Raw genomic sequence first — 16,084 nt, 5'->3', positions numbered from 1 at the left:
GTTCAGCCGATCTGCGCGTTCTTGGAGACGGTCGTCTGGTCGATGTCGGAGGTCCGTACGGTCACGGCGACCTTCCAGTCACCCGCCATGGGGATCTGCACGTTGCTCGCCGACCAGTGGCCCGTGGCGATGTGGTCCGGGGTGATGGCCAGCGGCCCGATCTTCTTGGCCTCCAGGGTGAGGGCGACCTTCACCTCGGGGATGTCGAAGGCGCGGCCGTTGGGCCGCTGGACGTAGACGTGCATCTCGTTGCCGCCCACGCGCGCGGGGTCGAAGTCGACGGTCACGACGCCCTTGCCGTCCGTGCCGCCGGTGTCGAACGACATGTCCAGCGTCAGCGCCCCCGAGGAGTCCGACGCGTCCGACGAGGAGGACGACGAAGAAGAGGAAGCCGCCTTGGCCGCCTTGGCGCCCTCCTCCGTACGGCCGGGCTCGGTCTGCGTCAGCACGGTCGTGACCGCCAGCAGCACGACCGCGACACCGGCCTCGGCGAGCACCGAGCGGCGCAGCCCGAACCGGTTCGGATCGGCGTCCCGCGTCCGCTTCTGCCGCGCGGTGTCCATAGCGGCCTGCTGCCGGGCGAGTTGAGCGGCCCGCTTGGAGCCGGCGGCGCCCTTGGAGGGACCGGGGTCCTTGGAACCGCCTCCCTTGGCGCCCTTGGCCTTGCCGGACCCGGACCCGGACGCGGACCCCGACCCGGAGGCATTGGCAGCGACCCGCTCCTTCTGCTGCACCCGTTTCCCCCGCTGCGCCACCGTGTCCGCGAGCTGCGCGGTCCACCGTCGCGAGAGGAACGCGATGCCGACCAGCAGCGCCACCAGCCCGATCTTGACCAGCAGCAGCTGCCCGTACCGGGTCCCGGTGAACGCCGACCAGGAGCCGAGCTGCCGCCATGACTGGTAGACGCCGGTCGCCACCAGCGCGACCACGCTGCCGAAGGCGACCTGGGAGAACCGTCGTACGGCGGCCGACTCGATCGGCGCGTCGGAGCGGTACAGCGCGACGAGCAGTGCGGTCAGCCCGCCGAGCCAGGTGGCGACGGCCAGCAGGTGGACGACGTCGACGGGCATCGCGATGCCTGCCTGGAGCCCGACCGAGGCGTGCTCGGCCATCGCCCAGCTCGCCGCGAGTCCGGCCGCGACGACGGTCCCGCCGACCGCGAGCCCGAAGGTGAGGTCCCGCTTCTCCTCGTCCTCGCGCTTGTCATAGGCCCCGAAGAGCACGGAGATGAACAGCGCCGCCGCCGCGAGCAGCAGCAGCCGGGACACGAGGGCCGCGCCCGCCTTGGTCTGGAGCACGTTTCCGAGCAGATCCAGGTCGAAGATGTCCCCCACCTTCCCGGAGCCCGTGTAGGAGCCGCGCAGCAGGAGCAGCAGCAGGGTGGCCGAGGTGAGCGTGAGCCAGCCGCCGACGACGAGCCGCTGCATGGGCTTCACTCCGGCGCCGCGCTGCCAGCAGCCGAGCACGAACGCGGCGCCGCCGACCAGCACGATGAAACCGGCGTACGACATGTACCGCCCGAAGCCGTACAGCCAGCCGACGGCCCCGCCGCCCACCGTGTCCCCGGAGACGGAGACGGAGGTGGTGGAGGGGGCGCCGACGGAGAAGGTGTAGGCGCCGGCGACGGGATGACTGTCGGCGGAGACGACCTGGTAGGTGACGGTGTACGTGCCGTCCGGCAGGCCGCTGTGGACCTTGACGCCGTACGTCGTGCCGCCGACCTCGAACGGCTTGCCCTGCTGGACGGTCTTGCCCTTGGGGTCGAGGACCCGCAGCGAGTCGTTCGACAGGGCGACCTTCTCGGAGAAGGTCAGCGAGACCTGGTCGGGCGCCTTGTCGACCACCACCCCCTGCTGGGGGTCGCTGCCGGTGAGCGCGGCGTGCGCGGAGGCAGGCCCGGCCGTGGTCAGCAGCAGGCCGCACGCGGCCAGGAGCAGCAGTACCAGGGTCCGGACGCGGGGGGCGATGGTCTGCGTCAAGGTGATCCCTCCCTCAGTGTCCGGTCTTCGGGACGTACGTCGCCGACTTCACCGGCATCTTCACGACGACGGGGTCGGACTGGGCGAAGTGCAGTTCGACGGTGACCGTCTGCCCCTGCTTCGGAGCCTGCTTCAGCTTGTCGAACATCAGATGGTTGGCGCCGCTTTTGAACACGAGTTGACCGTGGGCGGGGACGGAGAGGCGGGAGACCTCCTCCATCGCGCCGCCGGTCGTCTCGTGCATGGTGACTTCGCCGTCGTCGCTGGTGACCGAGGTCAGCTCGGCCTTCGACGAGCCGGAGTTGGAGATCGTCATGAACCCGGCGGCCATGTCGGCGGAGACGGGCTGCGGGATGTAGGCGCCGGAGACGGTGAGGTCTCCGGAGGAGCCGTCGGAATCCGAACAGCCGGCCAGCAGCAGGACCGCTCCTGTCAGTACGGCGAGCCCGGTGGGGGAACGCTTCACGGGTTCTGCCCCTTGATGAGCCTGGGCAGGTCCTTGGTGTAGTCGTCGACGGAGGCGTCCTCGCCGTACAGGACGTACCCCTCGTCGGTCTTCGGGGAGAAGGCGACGACCTGGGTGCCGTGCACCGAGACGGTCTTGCCGGTCTTCTTGTCCTTGTGGGACGGCTCGATGGAGATGCCGAGGGTGCGGGCGCTCGCCTGGATGGTGGCGAAGTCTCCGGTCAGGCCCACGAACCTGGTGTCGATGCCCTTGAGCCACTTGCCGAGCTCGGCCGGGGTGTCGCGGGCCGGGTCGGTGGTGACGAACACGACGGTCAGCTTGTCCTGCTCGGACTTGGGCAGCTGCTTCTTCGCGACGGCGATGTTGTTCATCGTGAGCGGGCAGATGTCGGGGCAGTGGGTGTAGCCGAAGTAGATCAGCGTCGGCTTGCCGGCGGTCTCCTTGCGGAGGTCGTACTTCTCGCCCTTGGTGTCGGTGAGAACCAGGTCCGGCTTCTCGAACGGCTGGTCGAGGACAGTGGCGGCCTTGTCGGAGCCGGCCTCCTCCGAGACCACGGAGACGGGCGAGTCGCTGTCGTCACCGCTGCCGCAGGCGGAGAGGGTCAGGGTGGCGGCGGCGATCAGCGCGGCCGCGGCGAACGTCTTCTTGCGCATATCAAATGTCCCAGAGGTAAGGATTTCGATGCGCGCCGGGGCCGTACGACCCCGGCGCGCGTCCCGCGAAACAGGGTCAGGCGTCGCTGCGCCGACGGCCGGCGAGCACCCCGTAGGCCACGCCCAGGGCGCCGACGACGATGCCCACCACGCCGAGGACGCGGGCGGTGGTGTCACTGCTGTCACCGGTGTCGGCCTCGGTGGTCGCGGCGGCGTTCTCGGTCTTGGCGTCCGCGTCCTCGGCGGCCGTCGAGCCGTGGTGTCCGTCCTCGGAGGCCGCGGACAGGGTGAGGACGGGAGCCGGCGTCTCGGGTTCCTCCGCGCCGTCCTCCTGGACCTCGATCCAGCGCACGACCTCCTTGTTGGAGTACGTCTGGATCGCCTTGAAGACCAGTTCGTCGGCGTCCTCGGGCAGGGCGCCGATCGAGACGGGGAACTTCTCGAAGTAGCCGGTCGGGATGCCGCTGTCCTTGGTGGCGGCGGTCCAGGTGACCTTGGAGACGGCCTCGGTGATCTGCTCGCCGTGCAGTTCGAGCGGCTTGTCGAGCTTGGACTTGGTGACCTCGATCTTCCAGCCGGCCATCGGCTCCGGCATGACCGAGGCCAGCGGGTGGTCGGTCGGGAAGTTGACCTCGAGCTTGGTGGTGGAGGCGTTGTCGCGCTCGTTGGGGACCTTGAAGTCCACGACCGCGTAACCGCCCTTGGCGGCGGTGCCCTCGGCCTGCACGCTGACGTGCGCGAACGCGGGCGAGGACAGGACGATGACGGCGGTGGCGGCGACGGCACCGGTGGCGGCGAGACGAGAAGCCTTCATGAACAGCACTCCGCTTCGAAAGGGATTCCGGTGAAGAGGGATACGCGTGTGTACACGCGCGTGCCGCACGACGGCGGCCCCTTTCACACGTCCCTCAGGAACGTCCCTCACCTCAGGAACGTCCCTCAGTTGTGGAGTGGTGGTCGCGTCGCGTCAGGCGGCGAGAACGAGTCCGGCGGCGGCCGGGGGACCGCGCCTGATCACCGTGTGCTGGAGTGCCGCGGTACGCGGTCGGGGCGGCACGAGCGACGCCGCCAGCGGGGCGCGTGGTCCGGCCTCGGGCGCCCCCGGCAGCCCCGCACGCAGGGCGCGCACCAGCGCGAGGGCCCCCCGCAGAGACCGTACGAGCGCCCCTTCCGCGACCGAATGCGCCGAGCATGTGGACAGTTCGGCGAGCCGCAGCAGCGCCAGATCCCCGTGCCGCAGCAGCCACCCGGCGGCGACGGCCGCGAGGACGTGCCCGAGGACCATCGGCAGGGACGGCCAGACGGAGGAGCCGGTCATGACGTCCGCGGAATGGTGCACCGCCGTGGTGCCCGTCCCGGGCTGGAGCCGCGCGTCGATGAGGATCTTCTGCGCCTGCGCCGGGCTGATCGCCGCGGCGGTGGTCCCGCACAGCAGCCGTGCGGCCTGCTGGACCAGCGTGGCGTCGGACGCCGACTGAGCGGACGACATCGACGACATGGACGACGACATCGCCGTCGTGCCGTGCTGCCCGAGCCCGAAGAGCACATGCAGCACGGTCTGTCCGACCGCCAACAGCGTCGCGATCCCCGCCAGTGAGCGCTCGCGCCCGGCAAGAGGTGCCACGACGAGCACGGCCCCGACGAACGCCGCACCGAGCGTCCACAGCGGCACCGTGGCGCAGGAGGCGATCGAGTGGCCGGCCGCGGCCAGCACGACGCAGACCGCGGCGAACACCGCGGCCCGCAGAACCCGGAGATCCCCTCCGGAACGCGCGTGGGGGGCAGTCATGGCGGGCTCATCATCGCACTGGGCTTATGAGCGCCATACGGCAGGTCCACAAGATGACGTAGGGGGTGTACGACCGGAAGGTCACTTCTGACCCGGGCTGCCCCACATACACCGGTCATTGCCACCGGCGCATCCCCCGTATGGGCGGCATCACGTCAACGATGTGCTTACTCCGGGGCGTGCGCGGCAATACGTAACGGTATGTCGAGCCGCGGCCAGGAGGCTGGAGCATGAGCATCTGGTGGTCACTCCATCTGCGGCGCGAGGCTGCGAGCGTTCCGCTCGCCCGGCGCCTGCTGCTCGGCACCATGGAGACCGCGGGCGTCGACCCGGACGTCTCCTACGATCTCTCCCTCGCCCTCAGCGAGGCCTGCGCCAACGCAGTGGAGCACGGCGGGGAGAGCGGGCTGCCGGACTCCTCGGCGGCGTACCGGGTCACCGCCTACCTCGACGGCGAGAAGTGCCGTATCGAAGTCACCGACTCCGGCCCCGGCTTCCCGCCCGTGCGGCCGCCCCGCCCCACGCCCATGGAGGCGGAGAGCGGCCGCGGCCTCTGTCTCATCCGCGAACTCGCCGACCACGTCCAGATCGGCAACAAACCGGGCCGTGGCGCCGTGGTGAGCTTCGACAAGATCCTCAAGTGGAGGAAAGACGCACCGCTGATGGCGGTGTGAACCGGAGACTTCAGCTTTTCAGCATCCTCAGGTTGCGCACAGCGTCCCCTCAAGGTCCTGACGGACAGGATTCCTACGGTCCCGGCCATGACGGGAAACCACAGGAACTCCGGCATCACCCGGCGCCGCGCCATCGCGGTGACCGGCGGAACGGTCGCGGCGGGCGGGCTCGCCGTCACCGGGTACCAGTCGGCCTTCGCCGACACCACCGACACCACCGAGGCGACGGCCACCGCCTCGGCGACGAGCACCGGCGCGTGCATGACGCTCATGTCGAGCGTCACCGAAGGCCCGTACTACCTCGACGGCGCCCTGGTCAGAAAGGACATCACCGAGGGCAAGAGCGGTGTCCCGCTCACCCTGCGACTGACCGTCGTGGACGCCACCGACGGCTGCACCCCGGTCAAGGGAGCGGCCGTGGAGATCTGGCACTGCGACGCCTGGGGCTACTACTCCGGCTACACCACCGCCAACCCCGGCGGCTCCGCCCCCGCGGAGAGCGAGGACGGCTCGACCGCGAACGACAACACCTACCTGCGCGGCTACCAGATCGCGAACGCCAACGGGGTTGTGAAGTTCGAGACGATCTTCCCGGGCTGGTACATCCCGCGCACCTGCCACATCCATGTGAAGGTGCACACCGGCGGTGAGAAGGAGGACGGCACCTACGAGGGCGGCACGGTCAATTACACCGGCCAGCTGTTCTTCGACGACACGATCGCCGGGGAGATCTTCGCTCTGGAGCCCTACTCCCGGCACTCCGGCAGCTACACGACCCTCGACGACGACATGGTCTACGACGGCGGCGGCGCCGCGAGCGGACTGCTCACCCTCAAGGCCGTGCACAAGGCCGACCCGTCTCAGGGCTACAAGGGCTCCCTGTCCCTCGCCATCGACCCGGACGCCGAGAACACGGGCGCGGGCAGCGGCGGTGGCGGCACGCCGCCGAGCGGGGCCCCGTCGGGCGAACCGCCGAGCGGCGCTCCGTCCGAAAGTGCCAGTCCCTCGGCCTCCGCGTCCCCATAAGGTACGGCCATGAGCAGCCGCGAGGACGAGGCGCTGGCACTGGCCGCCGTGGACGCGCTGACCGGTCAGCTGGCCCTGGCTCCCAAGCCGGGCCTGCCCGACCCGCGTGACCTCGGCGTTCGCGCCACGAGCCCGGACCACAGTTCCCTGCGCTGGTCGGCCAAGGCGCTCGCGCCCGGCCTCGCGGCGATGGCCGCCGCCGCCCGTCGCATCGGCGCGCCCAGTCCCCAGCTGCGTGCGGAGCTGGGCGCGATCGGCCGCTGCACCGAGCACTCGGTGGGCCTGGCCGGGGGCGGCCACCGCGGTGCCCTGTGGACCCTCGGTCTGCTGGTCGCCGCGGCCGCCCTCGACCCGGGGGCGCGGTCCAAGGACGTGGCCACGGCTGCCAAGAAGATCGCCGCGCACAGCGACAGACGGGCCCCGCGGCGGCCCTCCCGGGGCTCCTCGGTGTCCGCGAAGTACGGCGCGGCAGGCGCCCGGGGCGAGGCGCGGGCCGGATTCCCGCACGTACGGCGGGCGTTGGACGCGCTGGCCGCCTCCCGCAAGGCGGGCGCCGACGAGGCCCAGGCCCGCCTGGACGCCCTGCTCACCGTGATGTCCACCCTCCAGGACACCGAACTCCTCTACACAGCAGGCCCGTCGGGCCTCCGCCATGTCCAGGCGGGCGCCCGCGCCGTCCTGGAGGCGGGCGGTACGACGACGGACGCGGGCCGCGAGGCCCTGCTCGCCCTCGACACCGACCTCCACGCGCGCGCGTGGAGCCCCCGCGGCAGCGCGGGGCTGCTCGCGGGTGCCCTGTTCGTGGACACACTCCCGGCGCCGACCGCCCCACGGCCTGCCTGACGCCACCGGACACCTGTCCCGTCCAGTCCACGGGGCGCGTTCGGGCGCGCCTGCCGGTGCCGGGTGGGGGCTGTCCGGTGGTGGGCGGTGCGGGGTGTGGGCTGTCCGGTGGTGGGCGGTGCGGGGTGTGGGCTGTCCGGTGGTGGGCGGTGCCCGGTGCGGTCTGTCCGACGTCGGTCACTTCCCGCGTGCGCCATCCGATGTCCGTGGGTGCCTGAGCGTGCGCCACGTGACACCTGTCGGTGCCCGGTGCGGCCCACTCGACGTCGGTCACCGCCCGAGTACCGCCCACCCGATGCCCGTCGGTGCCCGATCGAGGCCCACTCGGCATCCGTCAGCACCGAGCGCGGCCCACCTCGACCCCCGTCACCTCACGAGTGCGGCCGCCCGTCACTTCACGAGCACAGCCCGCCCCATACTCGGCTCCGATGCAGGGCCGGCGGCTCTCCTGGTCGCCGGTCCCATCGCGTACGACGCCACCAGCGTCCCCCCGCCGAGCAACAGCCACCCCGGCGTGCCCCAGGAAGGACGCCACCGCCAGCCCCGTGGCCGGCGCCAGCAGCACGGCCGCGCCGCGCGCTCCACGCCGGTCCGCGAGCGGCCCGAGCGGTACCCCCACCACGAACCCACCCAGGGGAGCGACCGGCCACGATCCACCCGCAGTCGAGACTCAACCCTTGAGCCGGGCCATCCACGCCTCGACCTCGTCGGACTGCCGAGGCAGCCCCGACGACAGATTCCGGTTCCCTTCCTCCGTCACCAGGATGTCGTCCTCGATCCGCACCCCGATACCCCGGTACTCCTCGGGCACGGTCAGATCATCGGCCTGGAAGTAGAGGCCGGGCTCGACGGTCAGCACCATGCCCGCCTCGAGAACCCCGTCGACATACGACTCCACCCGCGCGGCGGCGCAGTCGTGGACGTCCATGCCCAGCATGTGCCCGGTCCCGTGCAGCGTCCACCGCCGCTGGAGCCCCAGCTCCAGCACCCGTTCCACAGGCCCCTCGACCAGCCCCCACTCCACGAGCCGGGCGGCCAGTACCCGCTGGGACGCGTCATGGAAGTCCCGGTACTTGGAGCCCGGCTTCACGGCCGCGATACCGGCCTCCTGAGCGTCGTACACGGCGTCGTAGATCTTCTTCTGGATCTGACTGAAGCGGCCGTTGATCGGCAGCGTCCGCGTCACGTCGGCGGTGTAGTACGTGTGCGTCTCGACACCGGCGTCGAGCAGCAGCAGCTCACCCGACCGCACGGCCCCGTCGTTGCGCACCCAGTGCAGCGTGCACGCGTGCGGCCCGGCCGCGGCGATCGTGCCGTAGCCGACGTCGTTGCCCTCGACACGCGCGCGGAGGAAGAACGTGCCCTCGATGTACCGCTCGGAGGTGGCCTCGGCCTTGTCGAGGACCTTCACCACGTCCTCGAAGCCGCGGACCGTCGAGTCGACCGCCTTCTGCAGCTCGCCGATCTCGAACGCGTCCTTGACGAGCCGCGCCTCGGACAGGAAGACCCGCAGCTCCTCGTCCCGCTCGGCGGTGACCTTGTCGGTCAGCGCGGCCTCGATGCCGGCGTCGTACCCGCGGACGACCCGCACCGGGCCGGTCGCCTCGCGCAGCGCGTCCGCCAGCTCGCGCACATCGGAGACGGGGATGCCGTACAGCTTCTCGGACTCGGTGAGGGAGTGCCGCCGCCCGACCCACAGCTCGCCCTGTCCGGAGAGCCAGAACTCACCGTTCTCGCGGTCGGAACGCGGCAGGAGGTAGAGCGTGGCGGTGTGACCGCCGGAGGCGGCCGGTTCCAGGACGAGCACGCCGTCCTCGGTCTGGTTGCCGGTGAGATAGGCGTACTCGACGGATGCCCGGAACGGATACTCCGTGTCGTTCGAGCGCGTCTTCAGGTTGCCGGACGGAATCACCAGCCGCTCGCCGGGGAACCGCGCGGACAGCGCCGCACGGCGGGCCGCGGTCTCGGCGGCCTGCGCGATCGGCTCCAGGTCGTGCAGCTCGGTGTCGGCCCAGCCGGACTTCATGCTCTCGGCCAGCTCGTCGGAGACGCCCGGGTACAGGCCGTTCTTACGCTTCTTGATCGGCTCTTCCGACTCTTCCGGGGTCTCCGGGGTGAGCTCGTCGGCCACGGTCATCCTCCTAGATACGGCACTGGACCCCCTCCATCGTACGGTCGTACGGAAGGGGGCCCAGGGCCGAAGGACCTGTTACCACCTGCTACTCGAAGTGAGCCGCGAGTAGGACGACGTCCTCCTCGGAGTCCGCCTCGTCCAGCCCGTCCGGCAGCACGGCCCGCAGCACGTGGTCGGCGACGGCGCCGGGGTCGCCGCGCAGCGCCTTCGGGACCCCTGCCGCGGCCGCGTGCAGGCGCGCGAAGGACCGGTCGGTGGCGTCGCCGGTGCGGTGCAGCAGCCCGTCGGTGTACAGCAGAACCGTCTCTCCCGGCTCGGCGCACAGCTCCACGCTGGGCGCCTCCCAGCAGGCGAGCATGCCGAGCGGCGCGGACACGGTGGTCTCCACGAAGTCGGCGCGCCGCTCGCCGATCAGCAGCGGCGGGCAGTGCCCGGCACCGGCCAGCGTGATCTTGCGCAGCGCGGGCTCGCAGTAGGCGAACAGGGCGGTGGCGGAGCGGGCCGGCTCGGTGAGCCTGAGCAGCAGCTCCAGGTCGGACAGGACCGCGACCGGGTCCTCGCCCTCCATGACCGCGTACGCCCGCAGGGAGGCTCTGAGGCGTCCCATCGCGGCGATCGCGCTCGCGCCGCTGCCGGTCACCGAACCGACCGCGAGGCCCAGCGCCGCGTCCGGCAGCGGCAGGGCGTCGTACCAGTCGCCGCCGCCGCGCGGACCGGTGCGGTGGCGGGCGGCGAGCCGTACACCGGCGACGCGGGGGAGCCGGGACGGCAGCAGTTCCTCCGCCAGCGTCGCCATGCGCGCGCGCGTGCGCTCGACTTCGAGGAGCCGGGCCAGGTGCTCGGTGGCATGGCGGGTGTACAGACCGACGAGGTGGCGCCGGCGTTCGGACGGTTCGGCGGGCTCGTCGTAGAGCCACACGGCGGCACCGAGGCGGCCGGCGCCGGCGGTGGACAGGGGAAGCGCGTAGCTGGCCGCGTAACCGAGGCGTGCGGCCACCTCGCGGTGGCGCGGGTCGAGGCCGTCCTCGGCGAGCAGGTCGGGCTGGGCGATCTCGCCGTCGCCGCCCGGCAGTCCGTCGAGGATCCTTCCGTACGACATGGAGCTGCGCGGGACGGTCTCGATGTGCCCGAGGTCGGCGCGGGCGAGTCCGAGACCGATCGTGGTGTCGGGGCCGAGGCCGTCGCCCGGTTCGAGGACGACCAGTCCGCGCCGGGCTCCCACGAGGGCGGCTCCGGCGCGCAGGAGTTCCTGGAGAGCGTCGGACAGGGCATCCGTGCGGACGAGGCGTTCGGTGAGTTCGTGGAGGGTCGTGAGGTCGGAGACCCAACCGGCGAGCCGGTCCTGGAGCAGGGCGCCGGGTGCGTTCGGCGGGGAGACCGAAGGGATGGCCGGGGCGGCTGGCGCGGGCGCGACAGTGTGTGCGGGTGCGGGAACCGTTGAATCGATTCCAGCCACTTTCGGAGGGTGAGGGGCGTTCATGGCGTCCGGCTTTCGGACTGGTGCGTATTGCTCAAAAGCATCGCAAACCCCCATGTCATTCTGCGCCGCTAGCAGTGTCTCCACATCTACACGCACTCGTAAGGGGATGTCCAGCATTGTCCTGCCGGGATTCCTGGTGTCCGTGGGTAACCGGTGGAGACTGGGTCGAAGGGAAAAGTTGGCTAAAAACTGCCTCGGGTTACGGTGTATTGAGGTCGACTGGCCTTGCTCCACAGAGCGTCACAGCGGTCGTGATGGGTACGTACTCGGTAAGGACCAGGGGTGGTGGGCAGCCACCCGGAACCTGGTGACCGACCCGGGCGTCTTAGCCACCGACGACCGAGCCCCATCCTCCCGTGGCGGAGGCGGAGAGAAATACGCGGGACGGCAAAACGCCAGACTTCGCCACCCCCCGCCACGCCCAGGCTTTTGATAGACGCAGTATGGGGTTCCCCTTGTCTCGGACAAGGGTGTGATGCGCCAACAGGTACGCACAGTGAAGTGATCGACACATGGTGTGATGTGGTCCACGGTGTTGCCAGCGGTGCAACGGAAAGGAACGAGCGCTCATGCGCGAGATCCTCGGAAGGCGACGCAGGCTCCTGTCCCAGCGCAGCGACGGAAGGCCTGAATTGCTCGGCGCGGCCCTGACCTTCGCGAAGGAATGGCAGTGGCCCGTACTCCCGGGCGTGGCACCGGACCCGGAGGGCCGGGCCCGCTGCGGATGCCCCGACCCGGAGTGCACGGTGCCCGGCGCCCACCCCTTCGACCCGGGCCTGCTCGCGGCCACCACCGACGACCGCATGGTGCACTGGTGGTGGACCAACCGCCCGGCCGCGCCGATCATCCTGGCCACCGGCGGCAAGGCCCCCTGCGCGGTCAGCCTGCCGGCCCTCCCGGCCGCACGCGCCCTGGCCGCGCTCGACGCCCAGGGCATGCGCCTCGGCCCGGTGATCGCCGCGCCGACGCGCTGGGCGATCCTCGTCAAGCCGTACTCCTTGGAGCAGCTGGGCGAACTGCTGTACGCCCAGGACCACGTCCCCGGCTCCCTCCGCTTCCACGGCGAGGGCGGCTACATCGCCCTGCCCCCGTCCGAGACCGGTCACGGCGACATCACCTGGGAGCGGGCGCCGCTCCCCGGCTCGGCCTCTCCGTGGGTCCCCGACGTCGAGGCCGTGGTGGACGCCGTGGTCGAGGCCCTCACCCGTACGGGTGTGAGCGCGCCCGAGTTGTAGGGGTGTCGGGCGCGGGCGGGACCGGGCGCCCGCGCCGGGTCGTTATCGTCCGCTTCATGCTGCGTCATTCCGGGGGACGACCCCCAGACCCCCGATGGGTTCGTCTGCTTGCCCTGTCGGGAGTCGTGGCGTGCGCGGTCGCGCTGCCGCTGGCCGTGGCCTCCGCGGGACAGGTGGGCGACGGAGGCCGAAGGGTCGTACGTGATCTCGTGCGTCCTTCCGCAGCGTCTTCCGCCGTACGTCCCTCCGTGGAGCCTTCCGCGGTACGGCGTTCCGCTGTACGGCCTTCCGCCGCCGACGACCACAAGGCGCCGCTCGCCGACGCCGGCCGCTCCCCGCTGCTGCTCGGCCTGGGTCTGGCCACCGCCGCGCGCTGTGGTCCCGAACTGATCTCCCCCGACGGCATCGAGGCGCAGACCTGTGTGCTCACGCAGGGCGAGGAGATCTGGGCGCGCACCTACTACCGCAATGCGACCGGCGCGGTGCTGGACGCCGTGCTCAGCTTCATGGGGCCCGGCGGACGCACCGTGCAGATGCACTGCCCGGTCGGAGCCGGGGACGAGCCGGACAGCTGTGAGACACCCCGGGACCGCATCCAGGGGACGCCGGCCGACTACACGGCGGTCGCGGAGTTCGCCGCCAGGCGGGGCAGCGGACCACTGCTGCTGCGAGCCGGGAGCAACTCCGGGGAATCTGCGGGCAGTTGACACGCGACGGCGTTCCGTAAAGCTGCCCGGACACAGAAAGACCCGGTTGCTGGCGACGGGGGATGCACCAGCAACCGGGCTATGGGAACCGTAACAAGAGATCGGCCGTTCGCAAATTCGACCGTGCCGCTTACTGGCTTATTCGGACACCGATTCGCCTTCTCCTGGGGGGAGTTGTGAACGGAGCCGGTCGTTTCGTGAAGATGCGGTGCGGCTGACCGGCCGGTCAGCCGCACCGGCTCTGTCAACTCAGCGTGACCTGGCGGTTGGTGAGGCCGCCACGGGCGCGGCGCTCGTCGGCGGTCAGCGGTGCGTCCGTGGCCAGAGCGCCTGCGAGCCGCTCGGCGAACTCGGCGGCCGGCTTCTCGACGTCCTCCGCGGTGACCCCGCTCGGCAGGTCCCAGACCGGCACGGTGAGGCCGTGGGCACGGAAGGAACCGACGAGCCGGGTGCCCTCGCCGAGGCTCGACCTCCCGGCCGCGTGCAGGCGCGCGAGCGCGTCCAGAAGTTGCTCCTCGGGGTGCGGCATGACCCAGCGCAGGTGGTTCTTGTCCGGCGTCTCGCACCAGTAGGCGGCGTCGACACCGGTCAGCCGGACGGTCGGGATGGCCGCGGCATTGGCCCGCTCCAGCGAGGCGGTCACCTCGGGTGTGGCGTTCTCCGCGTCCGGCACCCAGAACTCGAAGCCCTCGTGCACAACTGGCTCGAACGCGCCTTCGGGATCGAGCAGATCCTGCAGCCGCGGACCGTCGGCGGGAGCGCGCCGGCCTTCCACGGGGGTACCCGGAGCCGCGGTGAGCGCGCGCTGGAGGGTATCGGCGAGGTCGCGGCTGATGTCGCCCGACGCGGTGTCGTTCTGCAGGCCGAGCAGCACCGAGCCGTCGTCGCGGCGCAGGGCGGGCCAGGCCATCGGCAGGACCGTGGCCAGCGTGACCGACGGGACACCTTCGGGGAGGCCGCTCTTGAGGGTCAGCTCGACCGTGGCGGCGGGGACCAGCTCGCGCAGGGCCACCCAGTCGCCCTCGCCCGCGAGGCCCTCGAACGGGCGGTGCACCAGCTCGGTCGCGGCCTGTGCGGCGGCCCGGCCGTGGCAGGCCTTGTAGCGGCGGCCGCTTCCGCACGGGCAGGGTTCGCGGGCGCCGACGACCGGGACCTCCCCATCCGTGAGCTGCGGGCGCTTGGCCTTCGTCTGGGGTCGCTTCTTGGCCATCGTGGCTGTCTCCCGGTTACGGCTCGTCTCGTACGGGCGCGAGCCTAGCCGCTTGCGACTTGGCCGACGGGAGCCTGTGGACAACCACCGGGTGTCTGTCGCGGACGCTCGGTCCGGGTCGCCTCAGTCGAGATCGTCGAAGGCGTCCGAGAAGTCCAGGTCGGGTATCGCGACCGACGGGGCCACGACACGCGTGGCGAAGTCGTCCCGGCGGCACCCGGCATCCGGATCGTGAACGTCCGAATGGACGATCACCCAGACCGTGACCTCGCCCCGGGCGTCGTCCCTGACGCCCCAGTCGTCGGCCAGCGCGGTGATGATGTTCAGCCCGCGGCCGCCGTGCGCGGTGACCGAGGGCGTGGCCGGAGCCGGGCGGGTGGGCCCGCCGCCGTCCGTCACCTCGACCGTGAGCCTGCCACCCGTGTCCACCCGCCAGGCGGCGCGGACGTCACCGTCCCCGGCCAGGGCGTCGCCCAGCGGTCGGCCGTGTTTGCACGCGTTGCTCAAGAGTTCGGAAAGAATCAGTACGGCGTCGTCGATGACCGATTCCGTCACGCCACCCCTGCGCAGCTGCACGCGCATACGGTGTCTCGCTTCGCCCACGCCCGCAGGGCCATGGGGTACGGCCATGCTCGACGACGTGGGCACCTCCTGTGCCACCACCAACGCCACCCCCGAGACCTCCTTCGCCCCACGCCACGGTGTGGATGCCCCATGGGCCTGTACCGGAAACCGGCCAATCACGTTCCGCCGACGCATTCGTAACGATCGAACACGCACCGAACGCGCCGGGGCACACCCTGTGACGGAGGGGACGTCAGCGACCCAGTCGGTCGAGCACCGCGCGCGGGCGATTGGTGATGATGGCGTCGACGCCCAGCTCGACGCAGAGGTCCACGTCCCCGGGCTCGTTCACGGTCCACACGTGCACCTGGTGACCCGCCCGCTTCAGGCGCTCGATGTAGCCGGGGTGGTTGCGCACGATGCGGATCGAGGGACCCGCGATCCCCACCCCCGCGGGCAGCCGGCCGTCCCGCAGCCGGGGCGAGACGAACTGCAGCAGATAGACCGTCGGAAGGGTCGGCGAGGCGGTACGCACGCGGTGCAGCGACCGGGCCGAGAAGCTCATGACCCTGATCGGCGACTCGGCGGCCGAGGCGGGGGCGTCCAGGCCGAACCGCTTCAGGAGCACCAGCAGCCGCTCCTCGACCTGGCCGGCCCAGCGCGTCGGGTGCTTGGTCTCGATGGCCATCTCCACCCGGCGACCCGCGTCGGCGACGAGTTCGAGCAGCCGCTCCAGGGTGAGGACGGAGGTGTCCTCCCGGTCCTCGGGCCGGAACACCCAGTCCGGCTCCTCGTCGCGGGTGCGCCAGAACTCCCGGGTCCTGCGGGAGCCGAAGTCCAGGGCGGCGAGGTCGGAGAGCTCAAGGGCCGAGACCGCGCCGCGGCCGTTGGACGTACGGTTGACCCGTCGGTCGTGGACGCACACGAGATGACCGTCGGCCGTGAGGCGTACATCGCATTCGAGGGCGTCCGCGCCGTCCTCGATCGCCTTTCGGTACGCGGCGAGAGTGTGCTCGGGAGCGTCTTCCGAGGCTCCGCGGTGGGCGACGACTTGAATCAGCTGCTGCCGTGCGTGGGTCACTGCGTCATGGTGCCACCGCTAGGGGGTACGCGTGCGAACGGAGGCATATGGATTGCGTGTCATTTGTCTTACATGGCCTATATAAAGAGCAGCCACGAACCCACAGGCACCGCTTATGGTGCCCTGACGGCCCGTGGGAAAAGCTGACGGCATACAAAAGGACATGCACAGCTGACGCACGCCGGACACCGAGCGGCAGTGGCCGAGCGTGACCGAGTGCGACCGACAACCGACAGCCGTGAC

General features: G+C 71.0%; 15 protein-coding genes. 5 read left to right on the top strand and 10 right to left on the bottom strand.

What is annotated here, in order from left to right:
• Nucleotides 1–2 precede the first annotated feature (2 nt).
• The 5 genes from QF027_RS24180 to QF027_RS24160 form a co-directional block, all read right to left on the bottom strand.
• Nucleotides 3–1,979 carry a copper resistance CopC/CopD family protein gene (locus tag QF027_RS24180; protein ID WP_307077018.1) on the bottom strand — a complete coding sequence of 659 codons (1,977 nt, stop codon included), beginning with the start codon at nucleotides 1,977–1,979 and terminating at the stop codon, nucleotides 3–5.
• Nucleotides 1,980–1,992: 13 nt separating this feature from the next.
• Nucleotides 1,993–2,445, bottom strand: coding sequence for a copper chaperone PCu(A)C (locus QF027_RS24175; protein ID WP_306979041.1), 453 nt, complete (start codon nucleotides 2,443–2,445; stop codon nucleotides 1,993–1,995).
• The gene (locus tag QF027_RS24170; RefSeq protein ID WP_306979043.1) at nucleotides 2,442–3,098 is read right to left on the bottom strand and encodes an SCO family protein; all 657 of its coding nucleotides are present in this window, start codon (nucleotides 3,096–3,098) and stop codon (nucleotides 2,442–2,444) included. The genes QF027_RS24175 and QF027_RS24170 overlap by 4 nt, the downstream gene beginning before the upstream one ends.
• 76 nt (nucleotides 3,099–3,174) lie before the next feature.
• On the bottom strand, nucleotides 3,175–3,912 hold the full coding sequence (locus tag QF027_RS24165) for a YcnI family copper-binding membrane protein (RefSeq protein WP_307077016.1): 738 nt from the start codon (nucleotides 3,910–3,912) through the stop codon (nucleotides 3,175–3,177).
• A 153-nt stretch (nucleotides 3,913–4,065) separates the two neighbouring features.
• Nucleotides 4,066–4,887, bottom strand: coding sequence for a hypothetical protein (locus tag QF027_RS24160; RefSeq protein ID WP_307077014.1), 822 nt, complete (start codon nucleotides 4,885–4,887; stop codon nucleotides 4,066–4,068).
• A 230-nt stretch (nucleotides 4,888–5,117) separates the two neighbouring features.
• On the opposite strand from QF027_RS24160, the gene QF027_RS24155 reads away from it, so the two are divergent.
• The 3 genes from QF027_RS24155 (at nucleotide 5,118) to QF027_RS24145 (ending at nucleotide 7,430) form a co-directional block, all read left to right on the top strand.
• Complete coding sequence (locus tag QF027_RS24155) at nucleotides 5,118–5,561, top strand: ATP-binding protein (protein ID WP_306979050.1); 444 nt, start codon at nucleotides 5,118–5,120, stop codon at nucleotides 5,559–5,561.
• Nucleotides 5,562–5,648: 87 nt separating this feature from the next.
• Nucleotides 5,649–6,587, top strand: a complete 939-nt coding sequence (locus QF027_RS24150) for an intradiol ring-cleavage dioxygenase (RefSeq protein ID WP_307077012.1) — start codon at nucleotides 5,649–5,651, stop codon at nucleotides 6,585–6,587.
• A 9-nt stretch (nucleotides 6,588–6,596) separates the two neighbouring features.
• A complete protein-coding gene (locus QF027_RS24145; protein ID WP_306979053.1) occupies nucleotides 6,597–7,430 on the top strand; it encodes a triphosphoribosyl-dephospho-CoA synthase in 834 nt (277 codons plus the stop codon).
• A 670-nt stretch (nucleotides 7,431–8,100) separates the two neighbouring features.
• On the opposite strand, the gene QF027_RS24140 is transcribed toward QF027_RS24145, so the two are convergent.
• Together QF027_RS24140 and QF027_RS24135 are read right to left on the bottom strand one after the other, a co-directional pair.
• Nucleotides 8,101–9,567: an aminopeptidase P family protein gene (locus tag QF027_RS24140; RefSeq protein ID WP_307077010.1), complete on the bottom strand. Its 1,467-nt coding sequence runs from the start codon at nucleotides 9,565–9,567 to the stop codon at nucleotides 8,101–8,103.
• An 82-nt stretch (nucleotides 9,568–9,649) separates the two neighbouring features.
• Nucleotides 9,650–11,161 (bottom strand): PP2C family protein-serine/threonine phosphatase, encoded by a 1,512-nt coding sequence (locus tag QF027_RS24135; protein WP_306979058.1) that lies wholly within the window; start codon nucleotides 11,159–11,161, stop codon nucleotides 9,650–9,652.
• Between the two features lie 452 nt (nucleotides 11,162–11,613).
• Here QF027_RS24135 and QF027_RS24130 point away from each other — a divergent pair, with 452 nt between their 5' ends.
• Nucleotides 11,614–12,279: a bifunctional DNA primase/polymerase gene (locus tag QF027_RS24130; protein WP_306979062.1), complete on the top strand. Its 666-nt coding sequence runs from the start codon at nucleotides 11,614–11,616 to the stop codon at nucleotides 12,277–12,279.
• 56 nt (nucleotides 12,280–12,335) lie between these two features.
• Nucleotides 12,336–12,986: a hypothetical protein gene (locus QF027_RS24125; RefSeq protein WP_306979063.1), complete on the top strand. Its 651-nt coding sequence runs from the start codon at nucleotides 12,336–12,338 to the stop codon at nucleotides 12,984–12,986.
• A 244-nt stretch (nucleotides 12,987–13,230) separates the two neighbouring features.
• Here the strand turns inward: QF027_RS24125 and QF027_RS24120 are convergent, their stop codons facing one another.
• From QF027_RS24120 to QF027_RS24110, 3 genes are all read right to left on the bottom strand, one after another.
• On the bottom strand, nucleotides 13,231–14,196 hold the full coding sequence (locus QF027_RS24120; RefSeq protein WP_306979065.1) for a DUF5926 family protein: 966 nt from the start codon (nucleotides 14,194–14,196) through the stop codon (nucleotides 13,231–13,233).
• 123 nt (nucleotides 14,197–14,319) lie between these two features.
• Nucleotides 14,320–14,955, bottom strand: coding sequence for an ATP-binding protein (locus QF027_RS24115; protein ID WP_306979068.1), 636 nt, complete (start codon nucleotides 14,953–14,955; stop codon nucleotides 14,320–14,322).
• 58 nt (nucleotides 14,956–15,013) lie between these two features.
• Complete coding sequence (locus QF027_RS24110; RefSeq protein ID WP_306979070.1) at nucleotides 15,014–15,841, bottom strand: glycerophosphodiester phosphodiesterase; 828 nt, start codon at nucleotides 15,839–15,841, stop codon at nucleotides 15,014–15,016.
• Nucleotides 15,842–16,084: the final 243 nt, after the last annotated feature.

It is taken from the genome of Streptomyces canus (assembly GCF_030816965.1).
GTDB classification, from domain to species: domain Bacteria; phylum Actinomycetota; class Actinomycetes; order Streptomycetales; family Streptomycetaceae; genus Streptomyces; species Streptomyces canus_E.
This window is presented reverse-complemented; position numbering and strand designations above follow the sequence as displayed.

Coding starts and splice junctions, on each gene's coding strand:
- QF027_RS24170 (WP_306979043.1), bottom strand. CDS start 3,098: ATGCGCAAGAAGACGTTCGCCGCGGCCGCGCTGATCGCCGCCGCCACC.
- QF027_RS24165 (WP_307077016.1), bottom strand. CDS start 3,912: ATGAAGGCTTCTCGTCTCGCCGCCACCGGTGCCGTCGCCGCCACCGCC.
- QF027_RS24160 (WP_307077014.1), bottom strand. CDS start 4,887: ATGACTGCCCCCCACGCGCGTTCCGGAGGGGATCTCCGGGTTCTGCGG.
- QF027_RS24155 (WP_306979050.1), top strand. CDS start 5,118: ATGAGCATCTGGTGGTCACTCCATCTGCGGCGCGAGGCTGCGAGCGTT.
- QF027_RS24150 (WP_307077012.1), top strand. CDS start 5,649: ATGACGGGAAACCACAGGAACTCCGGCATCACCCGGCGCCGCGCCATC.
- QF027_RS24145 (WP_306979053.1), top strand. CDS start 6,597: ATGAGCAGCCGCGAGGACGAGGCGCTGGCACTGGCCGCCGTGGACGCG.
- QF027_RS24140 (WP_307077010.1), bottom strand. CDS start 9,567: ATGACCGTGGCCGACGAGCTCACCCCGGAGACCCCGGAAGAGTCGGAA.
- QF027_RS24135 (WP_306979058.1), bottom strand. CDS start 11,161: ATGCTGGACATCCCCTTACGAGTGCGTGTAGATGTGGAGACACTGCTA.
- QF027_RS24130 (WP_306979062.1), top strand. CDS start 11,614: ATGCGCGAGATCCTCGGAAGGCGACGCAGGCTCCTGTCCCAGCGCAGC.
- QF027_RS24125 (WP_306979063.1), top strand. CDS start 12,336: ATGCTGCGTCATTCCGGGGGACGACCCCCAGACCCCCGATGGGTTCGT.
- QF027_RS24120 (WP_306979065.1), bottom strand. CDS start 14,196: ATGGCCAAGAAGCGACCCCAGACGAAGGCCAAGCGCCCGCAGCTCACG.
- QF027_RS24115 (WP_306979068.1), bottom strand. CDS start 14,955: ATGCGTCGGCGGAACGTGATTGGCCGGTTTCCGGTACAGGCCCATGGG.